At 33.9% G+C, this 18,783-nt stretch carries 16 protein-coding genes; 12 read left to right on the forward strand and 4 right to left on the reverse strand.

The genetic code is table 11. The annotated features are described in order from the left end of the window. Positions 1–275: 275 nt before the first annotated feature. The 4 genes from bla-B1-FLAV to nadC form a co-directional block, all read right to left on the reverse strand. Entirely contained in the window at positions 276–1,031 is a 756-nt protein-coding gene (gene bla-B1-FLAV, locus OIU83_RS03785; RefSeq protein WP_264204935.1) for a subclass B1 metallo-beta-lactamase, read from the reverse strand. Between the two features lie 21 nt (positions 1,032–1,052). After that, positions 1,053–1,481, reverse strand: coding sequence for a DUF2147 domain-containing protein (locus OIU83_RS03790; RefSeq protein WP_039114535.1), 429 nt, complete (start codon positions 1,479–1,481; stop codon positions 1,053–1,055). 107 nt (positions 1,482–1,588) lie between these two features. Beyond that, on the reverse strand, positions 1,589–2,512 hold the full coding sequence (locus OIU83_RS03795; protein ID WP_264204936.1) for a YihY/virulence factor BrkB family protein: 924 nt from the start codon (positions 2,510–2,512) through the stop codon (positions 1,589–1,591). A gap of 41 nt (positions 2,513–2,553) precedes the next feature. After that, positions 2,554–3,411 (reverse strand): carboxylating nicotinate-nucleotide diphosphorylase, encoded by an 858-nt coding sequence (gene nadC, locus OIU83_RS03800; RefSeq protein WP_264204937.1) that lies wholly within the window; start codon positions 3,409–3,411, stop codon positions 2,554–2,556. 526 nt (positions 3,412–3,937) lie between these two features. Between nadC and OIU83_RS03805 the strand changes: the two genes are divergently transcribed. The 12 genes from OIU83_RS03805 (at position 3,938) to OIU83_RS03860 (ending at position 18,783) form a co-directional block, all read left to right on the forward strand. Continuing rightward, positions 3,938–5,035 carry a DNA alkylation repair protein gene (locus OIU83_RS03805; protein ID WP_264204938.1) on the forward strand — a complete coding sequence of 366 codons (1,098 nt, stop codon included), beginning with the start codon at positions 3,938–3,940 and terminating at the stop codon, positions 5,033–5,035. Positions 5,036–5,295: 260 nt separating this feature from the next. Continuing rightward, positions 5,296–5,622, forward strand: coding sequence for a DUF6660 family protein (locus OIU83_RS03810; protein ID WP_264204939.1), 327 nt, complete (start codon positions 5,296–5,298; stop codon positions 5,620–5,622). Positions 5,623–5,716: 94 nt separating this feature from the next. Continuing rightward, positions 5,717–10,033 (forward strand): CusA/CzcA family heavy metal efflux RND transporter, encoded by a 4,317-nt coding sequence (locus OIU83_RS03815; RefSeq protein WP_264204940.1) that lies wholly within the window; start codon positions 5,717–5,719, stop codon positions 10,031–10,033. Between the two features lie 11 nt (positions 10,034–10,044). Next, entirely contained in the window at positions 10,045–11,265 is a 1,221-nt protein-coding gene (locus tag OIU83_RS03820) for an efflux RND transporter periplasmic adaptor subunit (RefSeq protein WP_264204941.1), read from the forward strand. Positions 11,266–11,279: 14 nt separating this feature from the next. Further along, the gene (locus OIU83_RS03825) at positions 11,280–11,891 is read left to right on the forward strand and encodes a class I SAM-dependent methyltransferase (RefSeq protein WP_264204942.1); all 612 of its coding nucleotides are present in this window, start codon (positions 11,280–11,282) and stop codon (positions 11,889–11,891) included. Positions 11,892–11,893: 2 nt separating this feature from the next. Further along, the gene (locus OIU83_RS03830; protein WP_264204943.1) at positions 11,894–13,909 is read left to right on the forward strand and encodes a heavy metal translocating P-type ATPase; all 2,016 of its coding nucleotides are present in this window, start codon (positions 11,894–11,896) and stop codon (positions 13,907–13,909) included. A gap of 277 nt (positions 13,910–14,186) precedes the next feature. Continuing rightward, positions 14,187–15,065, forward strand: a complete 879-nt coding sequence (locus OIU83_RS03835; RefSeq protein WP_264204944.1) for a pirin family protein — start codon at positions 14,187–14,189, stop codon at positions 15,063–15,065. 15 nt (positions 15,066–15,080) lie between these two features. Further along, positions 15,081–15,962 (forward strand): pirin family protein, encoded by an 882-nt coding sequence (locus tag OIU83_RS03840; protein WP_264204945.1) that lies wholly within the window; start codon positions 15,081–15,083, stop codon positions 15,960–15,962. A gap of 4 nt (positions 15,963–15,966) precedes the next feature. Further along, positions 15,967–16,362, forward strand: a complete 396-nt coding sequence (locus OIU83_RS03845) for an OsmC family protein (protein ID WP_264204946.1) — start codon at positions 15,967–15,969, stop codon at positions 16,360–16,362. A 5-nt stretch (positions 16,363–16,367) separates the two neighbouring features. Then, positions 16,368–16,652, forward strand: a complete 285-nt coding sequence (locus OIU83_RS03850; protein ID WP_264204947.1) for a GNAT family N-acetyltransferase — start codon at positions 16,368–16,370, stop codon at positions 16,650–16,652. 406 nt (positions 16,653–17,058) lie between these two features. Continuing rightward, positions 17,059–18,477 (forward strand): amidohydrolase family protein, encoded by a 1,419-nt coding sequence (locus OIU83_RS03855; protein WP_264204948.1) that lies wholly within the window; start codon positions 17,059–17,061, stop codon positions 18,475–18,477. Positions 18,478–18,480: 3 nt separating this feature from the next. Continuing rightward, positions 18,481–18,783, forward strand: coding sequence for an antibiotic biosynthesis monooxygenase family protein (locus OIU83_RS03860; protein ID WP_264204949.1), 303 nt, complete (start codon positions 18,481–18,483; stop codon positions 18,781–18,783).

Consider the following 18,783-nt stretch of genomic DNA (forward strand, 5'->3'; position numbering starts at 1 on the left):
ATGTTTAAAATAATAGTATTAATTAATCTCTTTGGCGTAACTACTTCGCCTATCCGCTTTGCTCGGGTCACAAAAGTATCATTTAACACATAGAAACATAGATTTTTATGTGTGAATAAAGAGCAAAAAGAAATACATTACTTTCTCATAGCTAGCTTTGTGTCTTTTAAACAAGTGAAACGCCTTTTGCAGAGTACCAAAATCTATGTTTCTATGTGCTAAAACTAATTACACCCAATGTGTTAATATTATTTAGTTTTTAATTTTAGGCAAATTTACTTTTTATCTAGCTTTCCCGAAGCTTTTGCAGCATTATATTCTTTAACTAATTTTAATGTATGATTAAGAGATTGAGTATTAGTCCAATCATCATGACCGGTAATAATGTATACTGGATTTTTAAATTTTGCCTGTACTTTTTTAATTGATTTCTCCCATTCTTTTACATCAGAATCTCCTAGATAACCTAAATCTGTTGCATCAGTACTTTTTACAAAACAACCGCCGTAAAGTATTTTTTCTTTATTAAACCAAACTACAACATTGTCTGACGCATGCCCTTTACCTGGATAGAATACCTCGAAACGGTGCTGACCAACTGTAAATGTGGTATCGTTTGGCATTATAAACTCAGCTCTTTTCTTTCCTTCTTTTTCAAGAATCTGATCTGTTAGTTTTATAGTGTAAGTTTTTATACCTTTTTGCCCATAAAATCCTAAACCTCCTGCTCTATCCTCGTGCGAATGTGTTGCAATGTGCATAACTACATCTTTATGATGCTTGGCTTTTATACTATCAAGCAATGGCTGAAACTGTGCTTCGTCCCAAGGCGCATCAAACAACACAACACCTTTATCCGTAAGTAAATACAAGGAATTGGCAGAAATCAAGGTTCCTTTATAATCGTGAAAAGTTTTATAAACATAAAAGTCACCTGTAAGATGACTTATTTGTAATTTATTATTTTCTGTTTGCCCAAAAGATTTTGTGAATCCTATTAGCAAAAATAATAACATTAATTTATTTCGCATTTTTTTATAACTCAATTAAGTTTATTTAACTCTTACCCAATATTGTGTTTTTCCTAAAAGAGAAAACCCAATAAATCCGCGTAATTTTAATTTATTTGCAGAGTCTAATGTAATGTAACATTTGTATACTTTACCATTTGTTGGATCCAAGATAGTTCCACCATTATACTCATCGCCATCTTTCTTTAAACCATTAATAATTACCATTCCTAAAATCGGTTTGTTTTTAAGCGCTCCAGAACAAGAGGTACACACATCTTTTTTATGATCTTCTCGAAGGATCTCGACAACTTTACCATAAATTTTTCCTGATTGCTCATACACTTCTACAATCGATTTTGCTTCGCCCGTCTGATCATCAATAGTTTTCCATTTCCCGATTACAGTTTGACTTTGTACATTGCCTATTACTACAAATAATAAGCCCATTGTTAAGATCCAGTTTTTCATAATGTTTGATTTTTTAGCTTCAATACTTCTCATCTATTACATTTTATCAGAGTTTAATAAACTTCACTAAAATGATAATAATGAAAAACAAGAACGGTTTTTAAGTGTTATTTGTTGTTTTTTTGTCTTAATTTTTTGATTGTGGCATTTAATTCAAATCCCAAAAGCAAAATCATACAGTTTATCCAAATATAAAACATTAGAATTAATAATGTACCTATTGAACCGTAAAGTTCGTTGTATTTTGAGAATTTTATAACCCAAATCCCAAAAAAATACGAGGATATAACAATTAAAATTGTTGTAAATACAGATCCTATACTTATAAAAGGTACTTTATTATATTGCTTAGTTCCATAACGTAATAAAATTGAACATGTTACCAAAATCATTGCAATAACGAATATATAACGTCCTAAAATAATGAGCGGAATACGATCGCTCAATACATCCTGAATAATTGTCTTTTGAATAAAAACCTCGAAAACCACAATTGTTGCTACTGTTACAAACAATATAATTGTCATAACAAGAGAAATTGCCAATGCGACCAGATATTGACTAAAAAAACCTCGTTTATCAAAAACATGTTTTGATGATTCAAAACCACTAAGAATTCCGTTAATACCATTTGCCATCAAAAAAATAGAAAGTAAAAACCCCGATGACAACAAACCTGAGTGACTATTATTTAAAATATCACTAATAATTTGATTAATCGCATCGTAAGTATTTGGTGGTACTCCCTGTTGTACAAACTGAAGAAAGTCTGCCTGAAATCCTTCAATGGGAATAAAAGGAATTAAGTTTAAAATAAATAATGCAAAAGGAAACAAAGCCATAAAAAAGCTAAACGAAACAGCACTTGCATGATACGAGAAAGCCCCTTCAATGATCCCAATCGTATATAATTCAAGTAAATCATACAATGAAAAACCTTCTAACCACGGTAATTTTATTCTCTTTAAAAAACGAGCTACAGAACGTACTACTGGAACCCTTTCGAGCCGATCTTCTATTTCTTGAGACATATTTTTTTTAGATTTTAAACTTTAGAATTTTCTGATTTATTTTAAAGTGCTTTTAAGCTCAAATCCATATTGTAAACTGAATGCGTTAATGCGCCTGATGAAATATAATCGACTCCACATAAAGCATACTCTCGAATTGTTTTTTCATTGATATTTCCAGAAGATTCCGTTTGGCATTTATCTCCAATTAATGCAACAGCTTTTTTAGTATCTTCATAATTAAAGTTATCGATTAGAATACGAAATACTCCATCGTTTTGTAAAATTTCTCTAATTTCATCAAGACTTCTAGCTTCGACAATTATCTTTAAATCAAGTTTATTTTGTTTTAAATATGCTTTCGTTTTTGAAATCGCCAATGTTATTCCACCAGCAAAATCACTATGATTATCTTTTAGCATAACCATATCATAAAGTGCAAATCGATGATTTTCTCCACCTCCTATTTTTACCGCCCATTTCTCGGCAACACGAAAATTTGGTGTGGTTTTACGAGTATCTAGTATTTTAGTATTTGTACCTTTTAAAAGCTCTACATATTGACGTGTTTTAGTCGCAATTGCCGACATGCGCTGCATGGAATTAAGCACAACACGTTCTGATTTTAAAATCGATTGTGAACTTCCCGAAACATGAAATACAATATCTCCATACTTTACCGGAGCTCCATCCTCGATGAAAGTTTCAATTTTCAAACTAGGATCCACATAATTAAAAATCATTTTGGCAAATTCAACTCCTGCAATTATCCCGTCTTCTTTTACCAATAATTTGGCTTTACCATGCGCATCGGCAGGAATACAAGCCAAAGAACTATAATCTCCTGTGCCTACATCTTCGCGAATTGCATTAAAAATAAGCAATTGTAATTCGTTCTGAAACTGTATTTTGTTAATCATTTTGTATGAATTTTAATAGAATGCTAAAGTAGGACTTATTTTGTGGATTTGAAAATTTAGACGATTTGAAAATTTAAAACAGATACAAATTCGATTATTACCCTCTAGAATTAAAACACAAATTTCACGAATTAACACTAATAAAAATCATTTTTAATCATTTTAATTCTATCTAACTCTTTGCCAAAGAAACGCGGATGATACGGATTCGCTAAGGCGAAAACACGGATTAAACGGATTTTATTTTTGATTATTTTAAATCAGTTTTTAATCCCCGCGTTTACTTTTGTAAATCCGTATCATCCGCATCCCCTTAGAGACAATTTAAGTTAGCAACCCTTCATCAAAGACCCAAACGCACTTTCTTAGACCCGAGACTGAAAGTCGAACCGACGAAGTAAATCTGTGGCAAAAAGGCTAAGCTTTATTCTTTATGAAACTTAATGCCTTAATGGTTTAAAAAATATTTTTTTATATCCCATCTATTACAAACATTAGATATCTTTGAGCTTCAATTTACTATCAAATGGGCTTAATTAAAGATATTTACTCGATTGCTTTTTACGAAAATTTTACTGATTCTGTTGCCAAAGTCGTTCCTGACTTTGATAAACAACAATTTATGAATCTGATTTTTGATGCAGATTTTGCCAATAAAGAATGGAAAGACCGCATGCAACATACTACCGTTGTCTTGCATGAATTTATGCCAAAAGACTTTGGTAAAGCTGTTTTAACAATTGAGAGTATTATCGAAAATTTAAAGAAGAATAAATTTACTGATGGAAATCTCGCTTTTATATTTTTTGCAGATTATGTAGAAAAATATGGCTTAGATGATTTTAAAACAAGTGCAAAAGCTTTTGTAATGATTACACAATTCATTAGTTGTGAGTTTGCTGTACGTCCATTTATCATTAAATACCCGAAGGATATGATTGATGAAATGGTAAAATGGTCCTTGCATGAAAATCATCACGTAAGACGATTGGCGAGTGAAGGTTCTCGCTCCCGATTACCTTGGGCAATGGCAATTCCTGCCTTAAAAAAAGACCCTACACCAGTTTTACCCATTTTAGAAAATTTAAAAACCGATTCTTCCGAATATGTACGTCGAAGTGTTGCTAATAACCTCAACGATATTGTAAAAGACAATCCCGAAATAGTTCTTGATATTGCTGCAAAATGGCAAAATATAAGTATAGAAACCGATGCTATTATCAAACACGGTTGCCGCACTTTACTAAAACAAGGTAATATTGAAATTCTAAAACATTACGGCTTAGAGAGTACTAACATCCAATTATCAGAATTCGAAATTCTTACTCCTAAAGTAAAAATTGGTGAATACTTAGAATTTCAGTTTTCACTAAATAATGCTAATTCCGAGAGTAAAACAGTTCGATTGGAATATGCAGTTTATTATCAGAAATCAAAAGGTCATTTGGCTAAAAAAGTATTCAAAATTAGTGAGCGAACTTACCAACCTAATCAATTAATAAAAATCAAAAGAAATCAATCCTTTAAGATAATTACAACTCGTGTACTCCATTTAGGGAAACATGAATTATCGATAATAATTAATGGTACCGAAAGCGAATTATTAGACTTTGAATTGGTTTAATCATAACATATAAAATCAATCAATTATATTTTAAACCATATAAGTTATATAAGAAAACATAAGTTTTAATCGTTTCGCTTAAATGAACTTACATAACTTATATGGTTCATTTTTTTTAAATATTTAGGAAAATAAATAGGCGTTCCCTAAACAAAACCTTACCTATAACTCGATGATTTGATACAAAATTATGTTATTATTCTGCTAAAAAACATAAATATTTTTTAAAAGATCAGACTTTTATCCTTAATTTTACCGCCGTGAAATGGATTAACATCATATTATCAGTTTACCTAATCGTGCTATCGTGCCTGCCTTGTGCAGATACCTTAGCAAGCGAGACTAAAACGCATACAAACGAAATAGTAAGTAAAACCGATAGTCAATCTCACGAAAAAGGATTGGATCTATGTGCTCCATTCTGTAGTTGTAATTGTTGCGCAGCTCAAGTCTTAACTGCAGCTCCAACTATTACATGGTTTTTTAATGAAGATACCATTCTTATTAAAAAACCTTTATCATCTTATCATTCAATTCTTGCTTCCAATTTCTACGGAAGTATTTGGCAACCACCCCAAATAGTATAATGTCGCCCGAGTAATTTCGGGTAAATGCGTTGTGGTATACCACAAAAAAACAGGCGATTTATCGTCCTGATTTCTCATTCATTATATCCTGAAAATGTTAGATAAGATTATACAATTTAGTATAAAGAATAAATTCATTATACTCTTACTTACCTTGGTACTTATTGCCTGGGGAAGTTTTTCACTTAAAAATTTACCGCTGGATGCACTTCCTGATATTACAAATAATCAAGTGCAAATTATTACTACTGCTCCTACTCTTGCAAGTCAGGAAGTAGAACAATTAATAACTTATCCGCTGGAGCAGGCGGTAAAAACGATCCCTAAAGTAATCGAACTACGAAGTATTTCCCGTTTTGGGTTATCGGTAGTTACAGTTGTTTTTGAAGAAGATGCAGATACTTATTGGGCGCGCGAACAAGTATTTCAAAGATTAAAACAAGCCGAAGAAAACATCCCTAAATATGCTGGAACGCCAGGATTGGCTCCAATTACTACAGGTCTTGGCGAAATTTATCAATATGACGTATATGCCAAAAAGGGTTACGAAAATAAATATAACGCTACAAGTTTAAGAACAATTCAGGATTGGATTATTGTACCACAATTACAAGGTGTAAAAGGTGTTGCCGAAGTAAGTACTTGGGGAGGAAGTGTAAAGCAATATGAAATTGCTGTTGACCCAAACCGATTAAACAGTGCCGGAGTTACGATTACAGAGATTTTTGATGCACTAGAAAAAAACAATCAGAATACTGGTGGTGCCTATATCGAAAAAGATGAATTTGCTTATTTCATCCGTGGTGTTGGTATGGCATCTGGAATAAAAGACATCGGAAACATTGTTATTAAAAATAGAAATGCCACTCCAATTTTGGTTCGTGACGTAGCAACGGTACAACTAGGTAATGCCATTCGTTTTGGTGCCACAACCAAAGATGGTAAAGGCGAAATTGTAGGTGGTTTAACGCTAATGCTAAAAGGAGAAAACTCCAAAGCAGTTGTTGAACGCGTGAAAGAAAAAATGATTGAGGTAAACAAGATGTTACCCGAAGGCGTCGTTGCCGAAGCATTTATTGACAGAAGTAAACTTGTCGATAATGCCATAGGAACTGTTACCAAGAACTTACTTGAAGGAGCATTAATCGTGATTTTTGTACTGATATTATTCTTAGGAAATCTTCGTGCAGGATTAATAGTAGCTTCGGTAATTCCGCTAGCCATGTTATTTGCGGTAATCTTAATGAATGCCTTTGGCGTAAGCGGAAATTTAATGAGTCTGGGAGCGATTGACTTTGGAATTATAGTCGATGGTGCCGTGATTATTGTCGAAGCCACGATGCACCATTTGCAAAAGCTCAAGAAGAAAAAGGAATTAACCCAATCCGAAATGGATGAAGAGGTATATGCTTCGGCTTCAAAAATCAGAAATAGTGCTGCATTTGGAGAGATAATCATCTTAATTGTATATCTGCCAATATTAGCTTTGGTTGGAACCGAAGGAAAAATGTTCAAACCAATGGCAATGACAGTTGGCTTTGCCGTAATTGGAGCTTTTATTTTGTCTCTTACCTATGTTCCTATGATGAGCGCAATGTTTTTATCTAAAAAAACAGAGCACAAATCAAATTTTAGCGATCGAATGATGGCTTGGTTCGAGAAAATATACACACCATTTTTAGAAAAAGCATTACGTTTCAAAAAGGCTGTTTTGGGTATTGCAGCAGCATTATTTGTAGTTGCACTTATCATATTTCAAAATATGGGAGGAGAATTTATTCCAACTATCGAAGAAGGAGATTTATCTATCAATGCAACTATCATGACAGGAAGTTCATTATCACAAATGATAAAAACAACAACCCAATATGAGAAAATGCTTAAAGCAAAATTTCCAGAGATTAAAACCATTGTTACCAAGATAGGAAGTGGAGAAATCCCAACCGACCCGATGCCTATAGAAAGTGGTGATTTGATTATTGTTCTAAAAGACAAAAAAGAATGGACAAGCGCACATAATTGGCAAGATTTGGCACGTATGATGAAAGAGGAAATGGAAAAAATTCCCGGAGCCAATATCGAAGTATCACAACCTATCCAGATGCGTTTTAATGAGTTAATGACCGGTAGCCGAAGTGATATTGCCATTAAAATATTTGGTGATAATCTCGATGTTCTGGAGAGAAAAGCCAACGAACTGATTCAGAAAATCAATAAAATAGAAGGCGTTGGTGATCTTAAGGCCGATAAAGTAAGTGGATTGCCTCAGATTACGATTAAATACGATTATGACAAAATCGCTTTGTACGGTTTAAATATCGAAGATTTAAATAAAATAATCCGTTCATCATTTGCAGGAGAAGCTGCAGGGAAAATTTACGAAGAAAACAGACGATTTGATATTGTTGTTCGTATGGACAAGAACAATCGTAGTGATATTAATGATGTTAGCAATTTGTTTATTCCATTACCAAGCGGACAACAAGTACCGCTTTCGCAAGTTGCGACTGTCGATTATGAGCAAGGTCCTGTACAAATAATTCGTGAAGATGGTAAACGCAGAATCACAATTGGTCTAAATGTTCGTGGACGTGACGTGAAAAGTGTTGTAGAGGAAATCCAGAAAAAACTGGACAAAAATTTCAAACTTCCAGCAGGATATTATGTTACTTATGGTGGACAATTTGAAAACTTAATCGAAGCCAACAAGCGTCTTTCTATCGCTTTACCAATTGCATTGAGTTTAATTTTAGTCCTACTCTATTTTACTTTTAAAAGCACCAAACAAGCTGCATTGATTTTTACCGCAATTCCGCTTTCGGCAATTGGTGGTGTATTTGCATTATGGCTACGCGGAATGCCTTTTAGTATCTCGGCAGGAATTGGTTTTATTGCTTTATTTGGAATTGCAGTTTTAAACGGAATTGTATTAATATCCTATTTCAATCAGCTTAAATCCGAAGGAATTACAGATCCATTGCAACGTGTTTTAATAGGAACAAAAACAAGATTACGTCCCGTTTTAATGACAGCTGCCGTAGCATCCTTAGGTTTCTTACCGATGGCATTATCTACAAGTGGTGGTGCCGAAGTACAAAAACCATTGGCAACGGTTGTAATAGGCGGTTTATTCTCGGCTACATTACTTACACTAATTGTTTTGCCGATACTATACTTATTATTCGAGACGAAAATTAAAAGAAAAACAACAATGATAAAACCTATAGTAACAGTGCTTTTATTACTAATTAGTACTTTTTCTTTTGCACAAAACAGCCAACCTATTGGATTGGATAAAGCAATTGAAATGGCAAAAGCCAATAGTATTAATTTAAAAATTGCTGATAAAGAAATAGAGAAGCAAACCGCACTTAAAAAGACAGCTTTTCAAGCCGATCCCTTGCAAGTACAATATCAAGGTGGGCAATTTAATAATGTCGATTATGACAGTAACGTTTCGGTACAACAATATTTCCCTATCGGAAAAATTACCAAAGCCAACCGACAATTGCAGGAAGAAATGGTAAAACTTGCCGAGAAACGAAAAGCTTTATCTGCTTATGAAATCGAGAAAGCCGTGACATTAGCCTATTATCAATATTTATACGGTGTCTCTGTTCAAAAACTAAACACCGAATTATTTAATGTATATGCCTTGTTCCTAAAAAATGCAGAACTGCGTTTTAAAACCGGGGAAAGTGGCAATATTGAAGTAATTAGTGCAAAGGTTAAGGTTAAAGAAATTGAGACTCAAAAAGCACAATTAGAATACGATTTGGCTATTTACCAGAAACAATTACAGTTTTTTGTTCAAACAAAAGAAAATATTGTACCTGACAATACTACTCCATTGCAATTTGCTGCATTTGGCGATTCAAACCAGTTAAAAGCAAAAGATTTGATGAATGATTATCATCAACAACAAATTTCAGTTTTCGAAAAAGAAGTAAATACGTTTAAAGCGCAACGAACGCCAAAATTAGGATTGGGGTATTTTGCCCAAACAATCGAAACCAAATCCTTATTTCAGGGATTTACTGCAGGTTTACAAATTCCGTTGTTTGGAGGTGTAAATACAGCCAAAGCCAAAGCAGCTTCGATAAGCATTGCGCAATCACAACTGGAACTAGAGAAAAGTCAATTTTCATTGGAATTACAAATGCAGGAACTAAAAAATGAATTCGAAAAACAGGAAAAAGGACTGCATTATTACCAAACAGAAGGTTTAAACTATGCAGAACAAATTATCACTACAGCACAAAAAAGTTATGCCAATGGAGATATGAGTTATTGGACGTATATCAGTTTTTTAAATCAAGCAATTGACATAAAAAAACAATATGCAGAGACTTTGAATACATACAATCAAAGCGCCATTCGATTACAATTTCCTTCAATTTCCAATAACTAATACTCATTACAATGAAAAATATAAAAAACATAATAAGCCGTACTTCTACTCTACTTTCAATTGCTTTTTTAATGTTGATCTTAACATCATGCAACGAAAAGAAAGCTGAAGAAACAAGTGAAGAAGAAAAAGCAGAAACTGAAGTTGCATTAACCGAAGCGCAATTTAAAACTGTTGGAATTCAATTTGGAAAAATTGAAAATCGCAACCTAAAAACCATTATTAAAGCCAATGGATATACGACAGTTCCGCCTCAAAATTCGGCAAAAATAGCCACATTACTTGGGGGTACGGTCAAAGATATCTTTGTTCTGGAAGGTACTTTTGTAAATAAAGGAAAGGTTTTGGCAACTATTCAAAATCTTGAAGTTGTAGGAATGCTTGAAGATTATAAATCGGCTACAGCCAACATCGAATATTTGCAATTAGAATACAACCGTCAGAAAACATTGGCTGATGAAAATGTAAATCCCCGAAAAACATTTCAGGAAGTAAAAGCAAAACTTGCTGTGGAAAGAGCAAAAGCACAAGCTGCAAAAAACAGACTTCAGGCACTTAGCGTAAGTACAACCAGTACCAGTGCATTAATTCCTATCATATCACCAATAAGTGGTTATGTTGGAAAAATTAGCATTGCCAAAGGCGCATTTGCCGAAACTGGAATTCCGTTGTTTGAAGTTGTAGATAATAGCCAGATGCATTTGGATTTAAATGTATATGAAAAAGATTTAGGTTCAATCTCAATCGGTCAGGAAGTTGATTTTATTCTTACCAATCAATCAAATAAATCGATAAAGGGAAAAATATTCGGTATCAATAAATCATTCTCTAATGAAAGCAAAACCGTTGCAGTTCATGCCAAAATAAATCCTGATGATGCCAAAGGATTAATCTCCGGAATGTATGTTTCGGCAAATATCAATTTAAACAACGCAACAGTTCCTGCTTTACCTAAAGCTGCTGTGGTAAAAAATGGAGACAAATTTTTTATCTTTATAAAAGAAGAGAGTACTCATCCTGAAAAAGGGGCAAAACAAGAGTCTGCAAAAGAACATAAAGAAGAGCATGAAGAAATACATTTTAAAGCAATAGAAATTATCCCTGGCACTACCGATATGGGATATACCGAAATAAAATTTGTAACTTCAATCCCTGAGAATAGTCAAATTGTTACACAGGGTGCTTTCTATTTATTATCGGCCCAAAAAGGTGGCGGAGAGCATACACATTAAAGATATTTTTTAACATGAATAATAAGAAGCATTGGGAAAATGTATTTGCAACCAAAACTCCAAATGAGGTGAGCTGGACACAAGAATACCCAAAAACTGCAATAGATTATATAGAAAGCTTAAAACTATCAAAAACCGCCAATATCATTGATGTTGGCGGTGGTGATAGTAATCTGGCTGATGCTTTATTAGACAAAGGTTTTCTAAATATTTGGGTATTGGATATTTCAGCAGCAGCATTAGAAAGAGCAAAAGTTCGCTTAGGTGAAAAAGCAAGTTTGATACACTGGATTGTTTCTGATATTACAGAATTTACTCCCGATATAAAATTCGATTTTTGGTACGACAGAGCCGTTTTTCATTTTTTAACTGATGACGAAAACATTAATAAATATGTCTCAATTATAGAAAATGCAATAAATCCTAATGCTCATTTTTTACTTGGCACTTTTTCAGAAAATGGGCCATTAAAATGCAGTGGATTAGAAATAAAACAATATTCTGAAAAGAATATGAAAGATACTTTTCAGGAAAGTTTTGAAACAATAAAATGTTTTACAGAAGATCATATTACACCATTTAACACAACACAGAATTTTCAATTTTGTGGATTTAGAAAAAAATAAATATGAAACATCAACATAAACCCGACGAGAATAACAAAGGAGTAGATTGTAAAACACCCACCAAAAATGCTTCAAAAGCAATGCAATCAGGATGTTGTTCCCATGATGAGCCAGAAACTCACGATGATAATGACGGACATAATCATTCGGGAGGAGATCAAACTGTTTTCCAGATGTTTTCTCCAGCTATAATTAGCTTTGCTTTATTAATTATTGCAATTGTTTTTGATAACTATTTACCACAAAACTGGTTTACAGGTTGGATACGAATAGTTTGGTATATAATTGCTTATTTACCCGTTGGTTTTCCTGTGATAAAAGAGGCATTAGAAAGTGCTCGAAAAGGTGCTTTCTTCTCGGAGTTTTTACTTATGAGTATTGCAACAATCGGGGCTTTTGCCATTGGCGAATATCCCGAAGGAGTTGCTGTAATGCTGTTTTATGCAATTGGTGAAACATTCCAAACATTGGCAGTTACCAGAGCCAAAGCAAATATTAAAACATTACTCGACCAGCGTCCTGATGAGGTTACAATTCTGGAAAATAATCAGCCAAAAATAATCAAGGCCGAAAAAGTACAAATTGGGTCTATAATTCAGCTTAAACCAGGAGAAAAACTAGGACTTGATGGAGAATTACTCTCCGATAATGCTTCGTTTAATACAGCAGCTTTAACAGGCGAAAGTAAACCTGATACTAAGAGCAAAGGAGAAAGTGTTCTGGCCGGAATGATAAATCTAAATTCGGTTGCCGAAGTTCGCGTTACCGCATTATATACCGATAGTAAATTATCTAAGATTCTCGAAATGGTTCAGGATGCAACCGCCAAAAAAGCACCAACCGAATTGTTTATTCGAAAATTTGCCAAAATCTATACGCCCATCGTAGTATATTCGGCTATTGCCATTTGCATCTTGCCTTACTTCTTTGTAGATGAATATATCTTTAGAGATTGGCTGTACAGAGCCTTAGTATTCTTGGTTATTTCCTGTCCTTGTGCATTGGTTATTTCTATTCCGTTAGGTTATTTTGGCGGAATTGGAGCAGCGAGTAAAAACGGAATCCTGTTTAAAGGTTCTAGTTTCCTAGATATCATGGCAGCTATAGAAGTTGTTGTAATGGATAAAACAGGAACATTAACCAAAGGAGTTTTTAATGTTCAAAAAGTAGTTGCAATAGGTATTCCCGAAGCTGATTTAGTTAAATATACGGCAGCACTCGAAACCAAATCAACACATCCTGTAGGAACTGCCATAATAGAATATGCAAAAGGTTCTGAAAAAGGCGTTTCGGTTACCGATGTAGAAGAAATTGCAGGTCATGGTTTAAAAGGAAAAGTTGGTGGAAACGAAATCTTGGCGGGTAATACCAAATTACTAAAGAAATTCAATATTAATTATGATGCTGAGATTGATAATACACCGTTTACTATAATCGTTATTGCCATTAACCAGAAATATGCAGGTTACTTTTTGATAGCCGATGAAATTAAGGAAGATGCCAAACAAGCCATTCAGAGTTTACATAGTATAAACGTAAAAACAGTTATGCTTTCGGGCGATAAAACTGCTGTTGTTAATGCTGTTGCAAAAGAACTGAATATCGATGAAGCCTACGGAGATTTATTACCAGAGAACAAAGTCGAGAAAGTAACCGCACTGAAAGATAAAGGCCTGAAAATTGCTTTTGTTGGTGATGGCGTAAATGATGCGCCAGTTGTTGCTCTCGCTCATGCAGGTATCGCAATGGGAGGTTTAGGAAGCGATGCTACGATAGAAACTGCCGATATTGTGATCCAAAACGATCAACCAACAAAAATTTACACCGCCATAAACATTGGTAAAAAAACCAAACAAATTGTTTGGCAAAATATCACTTTAGCATTTGTTGTAAAAGCTGTTGTATTGGTACTTGGTGCAGGAGGTTTAGCAACCATGTGGGAAGCTGTATTTGCCGATGTTGGTGTTGCCTTATTAGCGATATTAAATGCAGTAAGAATTCAGAGAATGAAATTTTAGGCATTCTATAATAATTAATAAAAGGGCGTTTGTACGATTTTGTATGAACGCCCTTTTTTATTCATAAAACCAGTTTATACAAAGTAGACCTAACAGGTTTTAAAAACCTGTTAGGTCTCGATTAAGAACAAAAATCCAACAACCAATAACTGACAACTATCAACTAAAAAAATTAAATAATAATCCTTACTTTTATAGTAACTCAGTTCTTAATCTACATTAAGTTACATTTTTCATAATGAGAGTAACTTTGTATCAACAATAAAACAAAAGCATTATGAAAACTAAAAATATAGAAACAGTCGTAGCTCCAAGACAACCACATTTTGTTGGTGATGGATTTAGAGTACATAATTTTATCCCTAGTGTACCACAATTAAGTATGAAACGCATGAGCCCTTTTATCATGCTAGATTATAATTCAAAATTCTATTTTCCGCCTACAAATACTCCAAAAGGAGTTGGCGTGCATCCGCATCGTGGTTTCGAAACCGTAACCATTGCTTATAAAGGTAAAGTAGCACATCATGACAGTAGCGGAGGTGGCGGAGTAATTGGCGAAGGCGATGTACAATGGATGACAGCAGCTTCGGGAGTTTTGCACAAAGAATATCACAAAGAAAATTTCAGTAAAACTGGAGGCGATTTCCAGATGGTACAACTTTGGGTAAACTTACCTGCAAAAGATAAAATGTCGAAACCAAAATACCAAGGCATCACCAATGATGAAATTAGCAAATACGAACTTCCTGAAAATGGTGGTCATATCGAAGTTATTGCTGGAGAATATCAAGGTTTAAAAGGAACAGCATCGACCTTTACTCCTTTGCATTTGCTTAATGCAAGATTACTTAAAGGCGGAAAAGCAGCTTTTAATTTTCCTGCAACTTACAACACCGCTTTATTGGTTATAGAAGGAAGTATTACGGTAAATGATGATACAAATGTAGCAACAGATCATTTGGTGTTATTTAAAAATGAAGGCGAAAATTTTCATATCGAAGCTCAAGAAAATAGTATTGTATTGATTTTAAGCGGTGAGCCAATTAACGAACCAATTGCTACTCACGGACCTTTTGTAATGAACACACACGAAGAATTAATTCAGGCTGTGGATGATTACAATAATGGTAAATTTGGAACATTAGAAAATTAATTTTAAAAATATAATATGTCAAACGTAAATCTAATTATTGAAGAACGCGCTGCCAATATTGGTAATTTTATGGTCGGTAGATTATTGCCTTTTCGTGAGAAAAGAGCCGTTGGACCATTTGTATTTATCGACCATATGGGACCAGCACATTTAAGCGACCATGAAAACATGGATGTTCCGCCACATCCACACATTGGGTTATCGACTCTTACTTTTTTATTTGAAGGAAGCATCATGCACAAAGACAGTTTGGGTACCGAAATGGAGATTAAACCCGGAGCAGTAAACTGGATGACCGCAGGAAAAGGAATTGTACATTCTGAGAGAACGCCCGAATACTTACGTAAAACAGATAAAATGCTTCATGGTTTACAAATTTGGGTAGCACTACCAAAAGAATTGGAGCAAATGGATCCTAATTTTGTACATGTAGAAGCCAATGATATTCCGGCTTGGGAAAAAAATGGCGTTTCTTATAAGCTAATAGCAGGAGAAGCTTTCGGAAAAAAATCGCCAGTTCCAGTATATAGTCCGCTTTATTTTATTGAAATCAAAAGTACAACGGCTCAAAAAATAAACATCGGAAAAGATTTATTTGGCGAAAGCGGATTGTACATTTTAGAAGGAAGTATAAAAAGTGGCGAACATACTTATGACCCAAAACAAATCCTGATTGCAAACGACAGTACGTTATGCGAATTTGAAATCGCAGCCAATACTACCGTTTATATATTTGGAGGAACTCCGTTTCCTGAAGAACATTTTATTTTTTGGAATTTTGTTTCCACAGATAAAGAACTAATCGAAAAAGCAAAACAAGACTGGACAGCTCAAACTTTTCCAAAAGTTCCTGGTGAAACCGAATTTGTTCCTTTGCCACAACCAAAAATGCGATAAATTTATGAATACGATAACAGCAAGTATTGACACCAGAAAATATCGAGCAGAAATAAAATCGGCAAGCGGTAATATTGTTATCGCCGATGAACCACAAGAAGTTGGAGGAAAAAATTTAGGCTTCTCCCCTTCTGAGTTATTAGCATCTGCATTGGCGTCTTGTACCTTGATTACATTACGTATGTATATTGATCGCAAACTATGGGATGTTACAGAAATTAATATTTCGGTAGATTTTGAAAAAAATGCAGAACAAACTGTTTCATTATTGACTCGAAAGATAGAAATAACAGGAAATGTAGATGAGGCTCAAAAACACCGACTTTTAAAAATCGCCAATAGTTGCCCGATTCACAAAACCCTAACAAACACAATCCAAATACAAACAACTTTAGACTAAACATCATGGAAATAGAACAAATAAACGAAGGAAGAAAAGGATATTATAAAGCAGTAGAAGACGGAAAAGAAGCTGGAAGAATGACCTATACTTGGGCTGGAGATACTAAATTTATAATTGACCACACCGAAGTAAATCCCGATTTCAACGGTAAAGGTGTTGGAAAAAAACTAGTTATGGCAGCAGTAAATTATGCTCGCGAGAACAATCTAAAAATCATTCCGCTTTGTCCTTTTGCGAAAAGCGTATTTGATAAAACAGACGATATAAAAGACGTATTGTTTCACTAATTTTTTTAAGGCCCTGAGGTGCAAAGAGATAAAGGTTTCGAACTACAAAAATGCTGAGATTCTAAGCCCAAATCTTATCAGGCATAGCGGAGTCGAAGAGCAATAATGAGTTTCAATTGCGCATAATAGGGAACGCGGATGACACTGATTCGGCTTTGGCGAAAACGCGGATAAAAACGGATTTTTCTCTCATTGTTATTTTAAAAATCTGTTTTTATCTGCGTCTTTACGAAGTAAATCTGTTTCATCCGCGTTCTATTTTTTTAAAAAGTTCTGTAAAGGCGTACAGCAGTGCGTCTTTTTTTACATCTATTAAAAAAAACGAACAGTAGTTTAACCAATTTTCATCTATATTTTTAAATGTCCTCCTAATCAATTATATTTGCATGTAATTTAAACTTACTATATGACAAGGATAATTACAGTTTTCAGTTTTTTCATAGCACAACTCTGCTTTTCACAATCACCTGCAACTTACTTAGATAAAATAAGAAATAACGAAGCAGCCTTAACTGCTTTCTTTTCTCAAATGCCAAAAGGCGGTGATTTACATCATCATTTTTCAGGTTCAATCTATGCTGAACCTCTACTGGAAAGAGCTATTGCAGAAGATTTTTATTTGAATATAGAAACCATGCAAGTTCTAAAAACAAAACCTGCAAAAGGAAATTGGGAGACTTTTTCTTCGCTTAGAAACAGTGGAAAACTAGAATATTACAAGCAACAAATCATGCAAACTTGGTCTGCAAAAGACTATAATGGTGTTTCTGTTCCTTCTGATGATTTATTTTTTGACTCTTTCGAGAAATTTTCTCCAACTATCGACGGGCATTTTGCCGAAGGTTTAATAGAGCTTAAAAACAGAGCAATTAAAGAGAATGTAAGCTATATCGAAACACAATTAAACACAATTCTTTGTGATATGAATGTAGATGATTTAGCCGACTTTAATACAAAACTAAGACAAGCTGCTGCCCAAAAAGACGAAAAAGCAATTTTTAAATCTCTAGATGCACTTTATAAATCATTACAAGATAAAAATGCTGTAAAATACGCTGAAGATTTCAATACTAATTTCATAGCCAAATTACATAAAGACCTAAAAATCGATGATGCAAATTTTACAATGCGTTATCAAAACTTTGTATTGCGTTTTATGGAGCCTGTAGATTTGTTCAAAAATCTTATGATTGCGTTTATCTCTGCAGACAAAAGCAAACTTGTAGCGGGTGTAAATATCGTTTCTCCAGAACATGGTGAAACTTCTATGAAAGATTATTGGTTACACATGGTAATGTTTAAATACTGCCATTCCCGTTTTCCAGATGTAAAATATACGCTTCACGCTGGTGAACTTACATTAGGATTAGTACAACCAGAAGAGTTAACATGGCATATTACTTCGGCTATTCATATTGCTGGAGCAAACAGAATTGGTCATGGCGTAGACATCGCTTACGAAGAAAACTCGTATGACTTATTGCGCTATATGGCAAAAAACAATATTCCGATTGAGATTAACTTGGTAAGTAATGAGTTTATCCTGAAAGTTAAAAACGCTCGTCATCCATTTACATTGTACAAAGAATTTAATGTACCAATAGTAATTAGTACCGATGATGCAGGGATTTTAAGAACAAACATGACAGAGCAATATGTTTTATTAGCTAGCAGATATCAGGATGTTTCTTATGCAACTATTAAACAATACGTTTACAATAGTATCAATTACAGTTTCATTCAGGATAATGCCGTTAAAAAGCAATTGCTAAAAGACCTTGATGCAAGATTTAAAACTTTTGAAGCTAAATTTTCAGAGAAATAAAATATGATACAAGAAGCGGCAGTTTTATTTGTAAAAAAAGACCAGGAAAAGGATTTCGAGAATGATTTTGCAATAGCAAGTCAGTATATAAGTTCTATTGAAGGTTATTTAGGTCACAATCTTAAAAAATGTATGGAACAACCCAATAAGTATCTTTTATTGGTCGATTGGCGCAATCTCAAGGACCATACAATTGGTTTTAGAGAATCGGCAGCATATCTGGAATGGAAGAAATTATTACATCATTACTACGAGCCGTTTCCTATTGTAGAACATTTTGAAACTGTTTTTGAGAATAAAATCTAG

Origin of the sequence: Flavobacterium shii (assembly GCF_025847235.1) — a bacterium.
GTDB classification, from domain to species: Bacteria; Bacteroidota; Bacteroidia; order Flavobacteriales; family Flavobacteriaceae; genus Flavobacterium; species Flavobacterium shii.

Bases quoted from the DNA above. Each gene is read 5' to 3' on its own strand.
- bla-B1-FLAV (WP_264204935.1), bottom strand. From the start codon at position 1,031: ATGCGAAATAAATTAATGTTATTATTTTTGCTAATAGGATTCACAAAA.
- OIU83_RS03790 (WP_039114535.1), bottom strand. From the start codon at position 1,481: ATGAAAAACTGGATCTTAACAATGGGCTTATTATTTGTAGTAATAGGC.
- OIU83_RS03795 (WP_264204936.1), bottom strand. From the start codon at position 2,512: ATGTCTCAAGAAATAGAAGATCGGCTCGAAAGGGTTCCAGTAGTACGT.
- nadC (WP_264204937.1), bottom strand. From the start codon at position 3,411: ATGATTAACAAAATACAGTTTCAGAACGAATTACAATTGCTTATTTTT.
- OIU83_RS03805 (WP_264204938.1), top strand. From the start codon at position 3,938: ATGGGCTTAATTAAAGATATTTACTCGATTGCTTTTTACGAAAATTTT.
- OIU83_RS03815 (WP_264204940.1), top strand. From the start codon at position 5,717: ATGTTAGATAAGATTATACAATTTAGTATAAAGAATAAATTCATTATA.
- OIU83_RS03820 (WP_264204941.1), top strand. From the start codon at position 10,045: ATGAAAAATATAAAAAACATAATAAGCCGTACTTCTACTCTACTTTCA.
- OIU83_RS03825 (WP_264204942.1), top strand. From the start codon at position 11,280: ATGAATAATAAGAAGCATTGGGAAAATGTATTTGCAACCAAAACTCCA.
- OIU83_RS03830 (WP_264204943.1), top strand. From the start codon at position 11,894: ATGAAACATCAACATAAACCCGACGAGAATAACAAAGGAGTAGATTGT.
- OIU83_RS03835 (WP_264204944.1), top strand. From the start codon at position 14,187: ATGAAAACTAAAAATATAGAAACAGTCGTAGCTCCAAGACAACCACAT.
- OIU83_RS03840 (WP_264204945.1), top strand. From the start codon at position 15,081: ATGTCAAACGTAAATCTAATTATTGAAGAACGCGCTGCCAATATTGGT.
- OIU83_RS03845 (WP_264204946.1), top strand. From the start codon at position 15,967: ATGAATACGATAACAGCAAGTATTGACACCAGAAAATATCGAGCAGAA.
- OIU83_RS03850 (WP_264204947.1), top strand. From the start codon at position 16,368: ATGGAAATAGAACAAATAAACGAAGGAAGAAAAGGATATTATAAAGCA.
- OIU83_RS03855 (WP_264204948.1), top strand. From the start codon at position 17,059: ATGACAAGGATAATTACAGTTTTCAGTTTTTTCATAGCACAACTCTGC.
- OIU83_RS03860 (WP_264204949.1), top strand. From the start codon at position 18,481: ATGATACAAGAAGCGGCAGTTTTATTTGTAAAAAAAGACCAGGAAAAG.